Source organism: Pseudomonas guariconensis (assembly GCF_015680235.1).
GTDB classification, from domain to species: domain Bacteria; phylum Pseudomonadota; class Gammaproteobacteria; order Pseudomonadales; family Pseudomonadaceae; genus Aquipseudomonas; species Aquipseudomonas guariconensis_A.
The window spans coordinates 1-12,140 of record NZ_JADLJL010000013.1; the positions used below are offsets into that span (position 1 = coordinate 1).

A 12,140-nucleotide genomic window follows, 5' to 3' on the forward strand; every position below is an offset into this window, starting at 1 on the left:
TCCGATCGCCTGATCGAGCGTAACAACCGCGTTGCCGAAGGCGGTTCCGATCGCCTGATCGAGCGTAACAACCGCGTTGCCGAGGGTGGTTCCGATCGCCTGGTCGAACTCAGCCGCATGAGCTGATCGCCATGGCCAAGAACAATAACCCTTCCTGCGCTGGCTGTTCCCCTCCAAGCCCGGTCCATTGACCGGGCTTCGTTTTTTTATCTAGAGTGCCCAGCCGTATAGCCACAGAATCCGCCCCATGCTGCCGCGCGCTGAACAGAAGCTACAGACCCGCCAGGCCCTGCTGGATGCCGCCTGCCAGCTCATGGAGAGCGGCCGGGGCTTCGGCAGCATCAGCCTGCGCGAGGTGGCCAAGGCCGCCGGCATCGTGCCCACGGGCTTCTACCGCCACTTTCCCGACATGGACGCGCTGGGCCTGGCTCTGGTCGCCGAAGTCGATGCCACCTTCCGCCAGACCATCCGTCTGGTGCGGCACAACGAATTCGAGCTCGGTGGCATCACCGATGCCTCGGTGCGCATCTTCCTCGATGTGGTCGCCGCGCACCGCGCCCAGTTCCTGTTCCTGGCCCGCGAGCAGTACGGCGGCTCCCAGGCCGTGCGCCAGGCCATCGCCCGCCTGCGCCAGGACATCAGCGACGACCTGGCCACCGACCTTGCCCGCATGTCCCGCTGGCAGCACCTGGACAGCGCGGCCCTGGCGGTCATGGCCGACCTGGTGGTCAAGACCGTGTTCGCCACCTTGCCGGAACTGATCGATTGTCCCGACCCCGACAATCCGCAAACACTGACGCCCCAGGAAAAGATCACCCAGCAGCTGCGCTTCATCTTCGTCGGCGCACGACACTGGCAAGGGCTCGGCAACCCAGGCTGAACAGCGTCAGCCCAATCGCCGGCAAGCCGGCTCTCACAAGGGTCCGCAAAATCAAGTAGTTATGCGCTGTTCTATGGAAGCCAGCTTGCCGGCGATTGGGGCAGCGCAAGCAACCCGCAACCCCGTTCTGCTACCATGGCGCACTGCCCGATAGCGACGAGCGCCTTCATGCCCAACCCCTGCCAAACCCTGCCCGAACTGGCCCGCTTCAACCAGCATTTCGCCGAGCGCATCGTGCCGCTGTGGCAAGGCCCGGGCTGGAATGCCGAGCTGGCCCTGCCCTTCGAGGCGCTCGACAGTGCGCACCGGCCGATGCCGGTCCAACGCTACCGGGCCATGGCCTGCGCCCGCCAGCTGTACCTGTTCAGCAGCCGTATCGAGCAACCAGGTGCGGCCGAACGTGCTGCAGCGCTGTTCCGCTCCCTGCAACGGCATTTCCATGATGCCGAGCACGGCGGCTGGTTCTACAGCATCGACGCCGAAGGCCGGCCGCTGGACCGGCGCAAGGACCTCTACACCCATGCCTTCGTCGTTTTCGCCTGCGCCCATTACTGGGGCAAGGTGCGCGAAGGGTTGGTGGAATCGGCGCTGAACGCGGCCCTGGGCATCGTCGCCGAGCGCTTCGCCCGTGACGACGGGCTGTACGAGGCGAGCCTGGGCGAGGATTGGTCGGACCTGGGCAGCGGCCCGTTGCAGAACCCGCAAATGCACCTGGCCGAGGCCTTCCTGCAAACCTTGGCGGTACGCGACGATGACCCTACCCGCCAGGCCCTATTGCACCTGTGCGAGGCCCTGCAGGCCCACTTCATCGACCCGGTCCATGGCCTGATGCTGGAAAAACCCCGTGGGGCTGTGGATAACTGGTTCGAACCAGGCCACCAGTTCGAATGGTTCTATTTGCTCGATACTTCGCCGCTGTTGCGTGAAAGCGCGCTGCACGCCTCCATCACCCGGGCGTTCGACTATGCCGAGCGCCATGGGGTCAAGGATTCGGCGGTGCTGGCCATGCTGGATGTGGACGGCCGGGTGCTCGACCCGACCCAACGCATCTGGGCCCAGGCCGAATACCTGCGGGCACTGGCCCTGCGGCCGGGCAACGAGGGCAAGGTGCAGGCCCAGTTGCACGCGCTGGAAGAACGGTTCCTGCATGCAGGCGGCTGGCACGAATGCCGCGACGGCAACGGCGCGGTGAGCCGGCATGACATGCCCTCGACCACGCCCTACCACCTGGCGACCTGCCTGGAAGGCTTGCAGCGCCTGGCCTGAACGATTGCACGTTACCTGTGGGAGCACACCCCGAAGGGCTGGGTGATCTCCCACAGGTCTTGTGCCGGCCTACTGCTTGGCCGACCGATCGATCGAGAACCCTGCCCAGTCCTGGCTCACCGGCATCAACTCCAGGCTGTTGATATTGATGTGCGCCGGCTGGTTGAGGATCCAGAAGATGGTCTCGGCGATGTCCTGTGGCTGGATCGGCTCGGCACCCGCGTAGGTCGCGTCGTAGCGCGCCTGGTCCCCGCCGAAGCGCACCAGCGAAAACTCGCTTTCGCACAGCCCCGGCTCGATGTTGCTGACGCGCACGCCCGTGCCACGCAGGTCGCAGCGCAGGCTCAGGGAGAACTGCCCGACGAAGGCCTTGGTGCCGCCGTACACATGGCTGCCCGGATAGGGATAGTTACCCGCCACCGACCCCACATTGAGGATGCTCGCGCCACGGCCATGGGCGATCAGGCGCGGCAGCAATAGCCGGGTGGTGTACATCAGCCCCTTGATGTTGGTGTCGACCATGGTTTCCCAGTCGTCCAGGTCGCAGTTCTGTGCAGGCTCCGCGCCCAGGGCCAAGCCTGCGTTGTTGACCAGCCCGCGCAGCTTGTCGAACGCCGGCGGCAGGTTGCCGATGGCCTGCTCCATGGCCTTGCGGTCACGCACATCGAGCACCAGGCCATGCACTTCGGTCTGGGCCGACAGCTCGGCGCACAGGGCATCCAGGCGCTCCTTGCGCCGACCGGTGAGCACCAGCTTCCAGCCAGCCTCGGCGAAACGTCGGGCAGTGGCTTCACCGAACCCGGAAGTGGCGCCGGTAATGAATACGGTGGACGTCATGCTGATCTCCTTTCAGGTGGATAAGTTCGTAGGCAGGCTTGCAGCATGCCCGCCAGCGCGATTGCCAGCAAGCCAATCCAACAGCTGATCAAGAAATAGCCAGATCGCCGAAACCCTTGTGACAGAGGCCTCGAATACACCTATGCGCACGTTATCCACAAGGCTTTCCCCACGGATTGGGGGCAAGTTGTCCATGCAGCGGAACGTTTTTTCCCAGGCAGGCTGCCGAAAGCGCCTTGCCATGATGGCCCAAGGCTTTCAGCGGCGGCGCCTGCAGCGGTCTGTCCAAGGCTTTTGCACAGAGTTATCCACAGCTTTTCCCAGACAGCCGCACGTCGCCCCAGGTGCTTGAAAGCAAGGGGAAATCACCCACGGAATGCTTTTGGTCAAAAAACGTACAGATCACTACAACCCTTGATGCCAAAGGCTTTGCGCCACATGCCACCATGTTTTCCACAGCCGGTTCCACACGATCCGTGGACAAAGCGAAGCCTGTGGAAACAATGACTTGCGAAGCAGTTTTACGAAGCTTCAAGCAAGGTGTGCGACAAGTTGTCCACATACGAGAACCCAAGAGCCCAATCGCCGGCAAGCCGACTCCCACACGTGTAATGCTGCTCTACCCTGTGGGAGCCGGCTTGCCGGCATCAGGCCATTGGTCAGTGCCCGCCCAGGTAGGCGTTACGCACCTCCTCGTTGGCCAGCAGTTCCTTACCTGTCCCGCTCATGCGGATCTGCCCGTTGACCATCACATAGGCCCGGTCGGACAGCTTCAACGCATGGTTGGCGTTCTGCTCCACCAGGAAGATGGTCATCCCGCTCTGGGCCAGTTCGCGCAAGGTCGAGAAGATCTGCTTGACCACGATCGGCGCCAGCCCCAGCGATGGCTCGTCGAGCAGCAACAGCTTGGGCCGGCTCATCAACGCCCGGGCGATGGCGAGCATCTGCTGCTCGCCGCCGGACATGGTCATGGCCCGCTGATTGCGGCGTTCCTTTAACCGCGGAAACAGCTCGTACATGCGCTGCATGTCCGCATCGGCATGCTTGTCGCCGATGGGGATGGTCCCCATCATCAGGTTCTCCTCGACGGTCATGTCGGGGAACACCCGGCGCCCTTCCGGCGACTGGGCAATGCCGTTGGAGGCGATGTAGTGCGACGACTTGCGGGTGATATCGGTACCGCGGTAGACGATATGCCCCGACGCCGCCCGCGGCTGGCCGAAGATCGACATCAGCAGGGTCGACTTGCCGGCGCCATTGGCCCCGATCAGGCTCACCGTCTCGCCTTCGTTGATGTGCATGCTGACTTTCTTCAGGGCCTGGATCGGCCCGTAGAACACGTCCAGGTCCTTGAGCTCGAGAATGGGTGCACTCATACCAGTTCCTCTTCGTCGGCACCCAGGTAGGCGGCGATCACCGTCGGGTTGTTGCGGATGTCCTGCGGGGCGCCTTCGGCAATCACGTTGCCATGGTCGAGCACCACGATGTGGTCGGAAATGCTCATGACCATGCCCATGTCGTGCTCGATCAGCACCACGGTGATGTCATGCTCGTCGCGCAACACCCGGATCATGCGGCTGAGCGCCTCGGTTTCCTGGGGGTTGAGGCCAGCGGCCGGCTCGTCCAGGCAGATGATCTTCGGCCGGGTGCACATGGCCCGGGCGATTTCCAGACGGCGCTGCTGGCCGTAGGACAATTCGCCCGCCAAGCGGTTGGCACAATCGACCAGGTCGACCACTTCCAGCCAGTAGAACGCATGGTCCAGGGCATCGCTCTCGGCCTTGCGGTAGGCCTTGGTATTGAGCACACCGGCCAGCAGGTTGCGGTTGACCCACATGTGCTGGGCCACCAGCAGGTTTTCCACCACCGACATTTCCTTGAACAGCCGGATGTTCTGGAACGTGCGGGCCAACCCGGCGCGGTTGACCAGGTGGGTACCGCCGAACATCTTGTAGTACATGCGGTTGGCGAAACGCGCCGGCGACACGAAGTCGCCCGGCTGGAAGCGCTCGCCCAGCAGCTGGATGACGTTGGTCTTGCCGCCGCGCACATTCAGCTCGATGCGCCCGCCACTGGCCTTGTAGAAGCCGGTGAGGCAGTTGAACACAGTGGTCTTGCCGGCTCCGTTGGGGCCGATCAGGGCGAAGATCTGGTTGCGCCGGACCTTCAGGCTGACATCGCTGAGCGCCTTGATGCCGCCGAACTGCATCATCAGGTTGTCGACCGAGAGAATGATATCGTCGCTCATGGCGCCACTCCTTTACGCGGGACCACACCGGCGCGGCTGATACGGATCAACCCGCGAGGTCGCCAGATCATCATCAACACCATCAGTACGCCGAACAGCAGCACCCGGTATTCGGAGAAGCTGCGCAGAAGCTCCGGTGCCACGGTCAGCACGAACGCCGCGATCACCACGCCCACGGTCGAGCCCATGCCGCCCAGCACCACGATGGCCAGGATCAGCGCAGACTCGAAGAAGGTGAACGAGGACGGGTTGACGAAGCCTTGGTAGGTGGCGAAGAACACCCCGGCAAGGCCTGCGGTGGAGGCGCCGATGGTGAAAGCCGAGAGCTTGACCAGCACATGGTTCAGGCCCATGGAGCGGCAGGCGATCTCGTCTTCGCGCAAGGCTTCCCAGGCGCGGCCGACCGGCATGCGGGTCAGCCGGTGCTTGATGTACAACACCGCCAGCACCACCAGGAACAGCACCACGTAGATGAAGAGGAATTTCAGGTTGGGGTTGTAGTCGATGCCGAAGAACTCATGGAACGGCACCCCACCGTCCTTGGCCCGGCGCCCGAACTCCAGGCCCATGAAGGTCGGTGCAGGCGCCGGCATGCCGTTCGGGCCGCCGGTGAACGACAGCCAGTTGTTCAGCACCAGGCGGATGATCTCGCCGAAGCCCAGGGTCACGATCGCCAGGTAGTCGCCGTGCATGCGCAACACCGGGAAACCGAGGATACACCCTGCCAACGCTGCCGCGATCGCCGCCAGCGGCAGCACGCTCCAGAAGCCCAGGCCCAGGTACTGGTAGCCCAGGGCCAGGCCGTAGGCGCCGATGGCGTAGAACGCCACATAGCCCAGGTCGAGCAGGCCGGCCAGGCCCACCACGATGTTCAGGCCAAGGCCCAGCAGCACGTAGATCAAGCCGAGGATGACCACCGTGAGCAGGTACTTGTTGGCGAAGATCGGGAAGACCATGGCGATGACGATCAGCGCCGGGATGATGTAGCGCAGCCGCGACTTGTAGTCCGGCGCCAGCACATGCACCCCCGAGCCGCCGCTTTCGAAGCCCTGGAGCATGCGCTGCCCGCGGGCGGTCTGCAGGTACAGGCTGAGCAGGAAGCGCCCGAGCATCACGCCGCCGACCAGCCAAGCCACGCGGCGAGGCTCGGCGTTGAAGCTGTAGCCATCGAGCACCACGCCGACCACAGGGCCGAAGACGATCAGGGCGAGCAGGCCCGCGACGATGGTCTCCAGCAGGCTGCGCTTGATGTCGAAACCGGAAGAAACAGTATTGGGCGAAACAGGATTGGCAGCAGACATGTTCACACCTTAGCCACGAGCGGGCGACCCAGCAGGCCCTGGGGACGGAAGATCAGGATCATCACCAGCAGCGAGAAACTGAACACGTCCTTGTAGTCGGAGTTGATCAGGCCGGAGAACAGCGACTCGGAGATCCCCAGGATGATGCCGCCAAGCATGGCGCCGGGGAGCGAGCCGATCCCGCCGAGCACCGCGGCGGTGAACGCCTTGATGCCGATGATGAAGCCGGCATAGAAGTCGAAGGTGCCGTAGTTCATGGTGATCAGCACGCCAGCCAGGGCGGCCATCACCGCGCCGATGACGAACACGTAGGAGATCACCCGGTCGGTGTTGATCCCCAGGATCGAGGCCATCTTGCGGTCTTGCTGGGTGGCACGGCACATGCGGCCGAGCTTGGTGTACTTGATGACATAGGTGAGCAGGCCCATGCCGACGAAGGCCGCCACCAGGATGAAGATCTTGGTGTAGGTCAGCTGCACGAAACCGGTGCCCACTTCGACGCGTACAGCGCCTTCGAGCAGGGTCGGCACGCCTTGCTGGCGGGCGCCCTGGCTGATCTGCGCGTAGTTCTGCAGGATCAGCGAGATGCCGATGGCACTGATCAAGGGTGCCAGGCGGGTGGAGTTACGCAGGGGCTTGTAGGCGATGCGCTCGATGGTGAAGCCGTAGACGCCGGTCACGACGATGGTGAACAACAAGGTTCCCAACATCAGCAGCGGAAACGACTCGATACCGAAATAGGCCAGCAATGCCAGGCTGATCGCCGCGAGGTACGCGGAGATCATATACACCTCGCCGTGCGCGAAGTTGATCATGCCGATGATGCCATAGACCATTGTGTAGCCGATGGCGATCAGACCATAGACAGACCCGAGGGTCAGCCCATTGATCAGTTGCTGCAGGAAAATACCATCCATAACGCAATCTCACCTGATTGAGATTGCACGAGCGCCGACCACGGCGGACCACCGCTGAAGCGGCCCTCGCAGCGCAGAACTGTGCAGATCTACGGATAAAGACAGGTACCGCGGGGCTATGGCCCGGAGCACTGCGCATCCGGGCCGGTCGCCATTTTTATTTTTGTTTTTCCAGCTGGTGGTACTTGCCGTTGGCGTCCCACTGGTAGACCACGTAGTCGGAGACGGTCAGGTCGCCCTTGCTGTCCCACTTCTTCTCGCCCATGACGGTCTTGACCGGGTTGGCCTTGAGCCATTCGGCGGCGTCTTCGCCCTTGTTCGACTTGGCGCCGTTGAATGCGGCGGCCAGGGCCTGCAAGGAGGCATAGGCGTACAGGGTGTAGCCTTCAGGCTCGGTGCCGGCCTTGCGGAACTCCTCCACCACCGCCTTGCTGTCGGGCAGCAGGCGCGGGTCGGCGCCGAAGGTCATGTACACGCCATTGACGTACTGGGCGCCACCGGCAGTGGCTACCAGTTCGTCGGTGACGATGCCGTCGTCGGACATGAACTTGACGTCCTTCAGGCCCTGCTCGCGCAGCTGGCGTACCAGCGGGCCGGCTTCCGGGTGCAGGCCGCCGAAATAGACGACATCGGCACCGGCGGCGCGGATCTTGGTGACCACGGCGCTGAAATCCTTCTCGCCACGAGTCAGGCCTTCGTACAGCACCGGCTTCACGCCGCGTTTCTCGAGCTGTGCCTTGGTGGCGTCGGCCAGGCCCTGGCCATAGGTGTCCTTGTCATGCAGGACCACGACCTTCTTGCCCTTGAGCACATCGACGATGTAGTCGCCGGCGACGATGCCCTGCTGGTCGTCACGGCCGCACATGCGGAACATGGCGCTCAGGCCACGCTCGGTGACCTGCGGGTTGGTGGAGCCTGGGGTGATGGCGATCACGCCGGCTTCGTCGTAGACCTCGGAAGCGGGAATGGTGTTGGAGGAGCAGAAGTGGCCGACCACGCCGATCACCTTGTCCTGGTCGACCAGGCGGTTGGCCACGGCCACGGCCTGCTTCGGCTCGCAAGCATCGTCCCCTTTGACCAGGACGATCTTCTCGCCGTTCACCCCGCCGGCGGCGTTGATCTTGTCGGCGGCCGCCTGGGCACCTTTCATGTACTGTTCGCCAAACGCTGCGTTGGCTCCGGTCATCGGGCCCGCGACACCGATCTTGACGTCGGCTTGAACAAACGAAGAGACACCCAGTGCCGAAGCGACGGCGAGCGCCAGGAAACCTTTCTTGTAGAACGTCTGCGACATGAGGTGGTGCTCCTTAGAGTTTTTTTGGTTGGCACTACAACTTTCAGCATCAAGCTCAGAGCAAGCGGCGTGCCAGAGGTTTTGTCCTTGCGCAAAACGCACCCATGCGGCAGGCCAGAGGCGACCGACGGCCTTTTCTTTATTGAGCGTGCAACCGTCTGCCACAGGCACGGCGCCACCCTCTTCCCTAGACAAGGCGCAACCATGCAGCGCCATCATTGCAACCAGGGCAAGTGTTTACGTGCAACCACCCTGTAACAGCGAACGTCACCGAACTGCACACTGATAGTGCGCGACTGCTACAGGCGGCACCGTTTCAAGGCTGGGAAATGGGTCGATGTGTGCCGTGCCCTTTGTAGCAGGCTGGGCCCGCGATCGAGGGCCAAGCCCTTGCCATTAATCGTGATCGCAGGACCGGCCAATCGCGGGACACGTCGGACCGCCGCACCTCCTACAAGGCCGCCGACACAATGACAGCCAAAAGACTGGCACAATGGCCCGCATTCAGCGCGCTCGCCTTCATTACGCGAGCGCCGCCACCTGGAGCCTTTCAATGAGCGAGAGCGCATTTGCCGAGCGCATCGTGCACAACCTGCTCGACACCGACTTCTACAAGCTGACCATGATGCAGGCCGTCCTGCACAACTACCCGGATGCCGACGTGGAATGGGAATTCCGCTGCCGCAACGGCGAGGACCTGCGCCCCTACCTGGGCGAGATCCGCAATCAGATCGAACTGCTCAGCGACCTCACCCTCGACGATGGCCAGCTGGAGTTCCTCGAACGCATCAGCTTCCTCAAGCCTGATTTCCTGCGCTTTCTGCGCCTGTTCCGCTTCAACCTGCGCTACGTGCGCATCGGCATCGAGCACGACCAGCTGTGCTTACGCCTGCGCGGCCCCTGGCTGCATGTGATCCTCTTCGAAGTGCCCCTGCTGGCGATCGTCAGCGAAGTGCGCAACCGCCATCTGCACCCGCGCATGCGTCTGGCCGAAGCGCGCGACCAGCTCTATCGCAAGTTCGACTGGCTACGTGCCCATGCCACCGACGAGGAGCTGGCCGCACTGCAGGTCGCCGACTTCGGCACCCGCCGGCGTTTCTCCAGCCGCGTACAGGAAGAAGTGGTGAAGGTGCTGCGCGATGACTTCCCGGCGCGCTTCGTGGGCACCAGCAATGTCGACCTGGCCTGGAAATTGGACGTAAAACCCCTGGGCACCATGGCCCACGAATGGATCATGGCCCACCAGCAGCTCGGCCCGCGGCTGATCGACAGCCAGATCGCCGCCCTGGACTGCTGGGTACGCGAATACCGCGGGCTGTTGGGTATCGCCCTGACCGACTGCATCACCATGGATGCCTTCCTGAATGATTTCGACCTGTATTTCGCCAAGCTCTTCGACGGCCTGCGCCACGATTCCGGCGAGCCGGTGGCCTGGGCGGAAAAAGCCATTGCCCACTACCAGAAACTGGGCATCGACCCGATGACCAAGACCTTGGTGTTCTCCGACGGGCTGAACCTGACCCGCTCGCTGGAAATCTTCCGCGCCCTGCGCGGTCGCATCAATGTGAGTTTCGGCATCGGCACCAACCTGACATGCGACATCCCTGGGGTGGCGCCCATGAGCATCGTGCTTAAAATGACCGACTGCAATGGCTCGCCGGTGGCCAAGATTTCCGACGAAGCCGCCAAGACCCAATGCCGAGACGCAAACTTCGTCGCCTACCTGCGTCACGTATTCAAAGTCCCCAGCAAGGAGTAACCCATGCAAGCCGTTCAGCGAGAGATTGCCCAGCAGCTCAAGGTGCAGCCGCCGTTCGCCGATGCCGCTGCGCTCGAGGCCGAAGTCGCCCGGCGCGTGGCCTTCATCAAGCAGTGCCTGGCCAATGCCCGGCTCAAGACGCTGGTTCTGGGCATCAGCGGCGGGGTCGACTCGCTGACCGCCGCCCTGCTCGCCCAGCGCGCCATCAACGAGCTGCGTGCCGAGACCGGCGACGAGACCTACCGCTTCATCGCCGTGCGCCTGCCGTATCAGGTGCAGCACGACGAGCACGATGCCCAGGCCTGCCTGGAGGTCATCAAGGCCGACGAAGTCCACACCGTCGACATCGCCCCGGCGGTGCGCGCCCTGACAAACGAAACCAAGGCCCTGGAAGGCGGCTCGCCAACGTTGGTGGATTTCGTGGTGGGCAACGTCAAGGCACGCATGCGCATGGTGGCCCAGTACGCCATCGCCGGCGCCCGCGCAGGGCTGGTGATTGGTACCGACCACGCGGCTGAAGCGGTGATGGGCTTCTTTACCAAGTTTGGTGATGGTGCCTGCGACCTGGCGCCGCTGAGCGGGCTGGTGAAGAACCAGGTTCGCGATATCGCCCGCAGTTTCGGCGCACCCGAGGCGCTGGTGGAGAAGGTGCCGACCGCAGACCTGGAGGACCTTGCGCCGGGCAAGCCGGACGAAGCCTCCCACGGTGTGACCTATCAGGAAATCGATGCGTTCCTGCACGGCGAGCCGGTGCGCCAGGAAGCGTTCGACATCATCGTCGCCACCTACCGCAAGACCCAGCACAAGCGCGAGCTGCCGTTCGCGCCGTAATAAACGGTAGAACGAACGGTGGGAGCGGGTTTACCCGCGAATGCGATGATGAATCCACCGTCGCATTCGCGGGCAAGCCCGCCCCCACACGAGGCACTGCGTCAGGTTTTGCTTACTTGACGATGACCTTGCCCTTCATCATCGAGATGTGGCCCGGGAAGGTGCAGAAGAAGCTGTAGTCACCACCGGCTTCCAGCTTGGAAGTGTCGAACTTCACCTCGGTTTCCTTCTCCGGCGCGCCGATCATCTTGGTGTGGGCGATGATGTTGGCGTTATCGGCCTTCAGGTAGTCCTTGTCCAGGCCCTGGGACATGCCTTCGGTGGCGATGGCCTGCATGTCGGCAGTCTTGCTGATCACCAGGTTGTGGCCCATGACGTTCTTCGGCAGGTTGCCCGAGTGGGTCAGCTTGACGGTGAACTCCTTGCAGCTCTTGTCTACGGTGAATTCCTTGGTGGTGTAGGACATCTGGTCGGTGGACTCGACAGTCACCGAGCACTCGGCTGCGAAGACAGAGGCGCTGGCGAGGGTCAGCAGGGATACCGCTACAGCTTTCGCAAACATCGTGAATCTCCTTGGCAGGGTTTTATCAATTGCGAGACTGCCTGAAACCTGTTTCCCCCTCGCTGACGTGCGTCAAGGAGGATCGAGGGGCCAGCCAGTAGATTTGTTCAATGGATTGTATACAACCAATCTAAGTGCACATCATGCCCTCTTGAAGGACGATGGGACAACCTCTCATTACAGGAGCCATGACAATGTTTATTTCGAATTTCATGAACAGCCTGCTCGCCGCCTATGCCCACGGG

At 62.8% G+C, this 12,140-nt stretch carries 11 protein-coding genes and 1 pseudogene; 5 read left to right on the forward strand and 7 right to left on the reverse strand.

All coding sequences use genetic code 11. From position 1 onward, the window contains the following. The 3 genes and pseudogenes from IRZ56_RS11395 to IRZ56_RS11405 all read left to right on the forward strand — a co-directional run. Window positions 1-126: pseudogene (locus IRZ56_RS11395) on the forward strand (phage infection protein); the annotation flags it as partial. Between the two features lie 121 nt (window positions 127-247). After that, a complete protein-coding gene (locus IRZ56_RS11400; RefSeq protein WP_196145027.1) occupies window positions 248-880 on the forward strand; it encodes a TetR family transcriptional regulator in 633 nt (210 codons plus the stop codon). Window positions 881-1,048: 168 nt separating this feature from the next. Next, window positions 1,049-2,146: an AGE family epimerase/isomerase gene (locus IRZ56_RS11405; RefSeq protein WP_196145028.1), complete on the forward strand. Its 1,098-nt coding sequence runs from the start codon at window positions 1,049-1,051 to the stop codon at window positions 2,144-2,146. 69 nt (window positions 2,147-2,215) lie between these two features. Here IRZ56_RS11405 and IRZ56_RS11410 read toward each other — a convergent pair whose 3' ends face one another. From IRZ56_RS11410 to IRZ56_RS11435, 6 genes are all read right to left on the reverse strand, one after another. Continuing rightward, window positions 2,216-2,983 (reverse strand): SDR family oxidoreductase, encoded by a 768-nt coding sequence (locus tag IRZ56_RS11410; protein ID WP_196145029.1) that lies wholly within the window; start codon window positions 2,981-2,983, stop codon window positions 2,216-2,218. A 659-nt stretch (window positions 2,984-3,642) separates the two neighbouring features. Continuing rightward, complete coding sequence (locus IRZ56_RS11415) at window positions 3,643-4,359, reverse strand: ABC transporter ATP-binding protein (RefSeq protein WP_084854241.1); 717 nt, start codon at window positions 4,357-4,359, stop codon at window positions 3,643-3,645. Then, window positions 4,356-5,231, reverse strand: coding sequence for an ATP-binding cassette domain-containing protein (locus tag IRZ56_RS11420; RefSeq protein ID WP_084854238.1), 876 nt, complete (start codon window positions 5,229-5,231; stop codon window positions 4,356-4,358). Before IRZ56_RS11420 ends, IRZ56_RS11415 begins: the two co-directional genes overlap by 4 nt. Continuing rightward, window positions 5,228-6,532 carry a high-affinity branched-chain amino acid ABC transporter permease LivM gene (livM, locus tag IRZ56_RS11425; protein WP_196145030.1) on the reverse strand — a complete coding sequence of 435 codons (1,305 nt, stop codon included), beginning with the start codon at window positions 6,530-6,532 and terminating at the stop codon, window positions 5,228-5,230. Before livM ends, IRZ56_RS11420 begins: the two co-directional genes overlap by 4 nt. Window positions 6,533-6,534: 2 nt before the next feature. Then, on the reverse strand, window positions 6,535-7,449 hold the full coding sequence (locus IRZ56_RS11430; RefSeq protein WP_196145031.1) for an ABC transporter permease subunit: 915 nt from the start codon (window positions 7,447-7,449) through the stop codon (window positions 6,535-6,537). 157 nt (window positions 7,450-7,606) lie between these two features. Next, a complete protein-coding gene (locus IRZ56_RS11435) occupies window positions 7,607-8,743 on the reverse strand; it encodes a branched-chain amino acid ABC transporter substrate-binding protein (RefSeq protein ID WP_196145032.1) in 1,137 nt (378 codons plus the stop codon). Between the two features lie 553 nt (window positions 8,744-9,296). Here IRZ56_RS11435 and pncB point away from each other — a divergent pair. Beyond that, window positions 9,297-10,502 carry a nicotinate phosphoribosyltransferase gene (pncB, locus tag IRZ56_RS11440; RefSeq protein WP_196145033.1) on the forward strand — a complete coding sequence of 402 codons (1,206 nt, stop codon included), beginning with the start codon at window positions 9,297-9,299 and terminating at the stop codon, window positions 10,500-10,502. Window positions 10,503-10,505: 3 nt separating this feature from the next. Beyond that, window positions 10,506-11,333: an ammonia-dependent NAD(+) synthetase gene (gene nadE, locus IRZ56_RS11445; RefSeq protein WP_196145034.1), complete on the forward strand. Its 828-nt coding sequence runs from the start codon at window positions 10,506-10,508 to the stop codon at window positions 11,331-11,333. Between the two features lie 112 nt (window positions 11,334-11,445). On the opposite strand, the gene azu is transcribed toward nadE, so the two are convergent. Continuing rightward, window positions 11,446-11,895 (reverse strand): azurin, encoded by a 450-nt coding sequence (gene azu / locus IRZ56_RS11450; protein ID WP_196145035.1) that lies wholly within the window; start codon window positions 11,893-11,895, stop codon window positions 11,446-11,448. Window positions 11,896-12,140 lie beyond the last annotated feature (245 nt).

Coding starts and splice junctions, on each gene's coding strand:
- IRZ56_RS11415 (WP_084854241.1), bottom strand. CDS start 4,359: ATGAGTGCACCCATTCTCGAGCTCAAGGACCTGGACGTGTTCTACGGG.
- IRZ56_RS11405 (WP_196145028.1), top strand. CDS start 1,049: ATGCCCAACCCCTGCCAAACCCTGCCCGAACTGGCCCGCTTCAACCAG.
- pncB (WP_196145033.1), top strand. CDS start 9,297: ATGAGCGAGAGCGCATTTGCCGAGCGCATCGTGCACAACCTGCTCGAC.
- azu (WP_196145035.1), bottom strand. CDS start 11,895: ATGTTTGCGAAAGCTGTAGCGGTATCCCTGCTGACCCTCGCCAGCGCC.
- livM (WP_196145030.1), bottom strand. CDS start 6,532: ATGTCTGCTGCCAATCCTGTTTCGCCCAATACTGTTTCTTCCGGTTTC.
- nadE (WP_196145034.1), top strand. CDS start 10,506: ATGCAAGCCGTTCAGCGAGAGATTGCCCAGCAGCTCAAGGTGCAGCCG.
- IRZ56_RS11420 (WP_084854238.1), bottom strand. CDS start 5,231: ATGAGCGACGATATCATTCTCTCGGTCGACAACCTGATGATGCAGTTC.
- IRZ56_RS11430 (WP_196145031.1), bottom strand. CDS start 7,449: ATGGATGGTATTTTCCTGCAGCAACTGATCAATGGGCTGACCCTCGGG.
- IRZ56_RS11400 (WP_196145027.1), top strand. CDS start 248: ATGCTGCCGCGCGCTGAACAGAAGCTACAGACCCGCCAGGCCCTGCTG.
- IRZ56_RS11435 (WP_196145032.1), bottom strand. CDS start 8,743: ATGTCGCAGACGTTCTACAAGAAAGGTTTCCTGGCGCTCGCCGTCGCT.
- IRZ56_RS11410 (WP_196145029.1), bottom strand. CDS start 2,983: ATGACGTCCACCGTATTCATTACCGGCGCCACTTCCGGGTTCGGTGAA.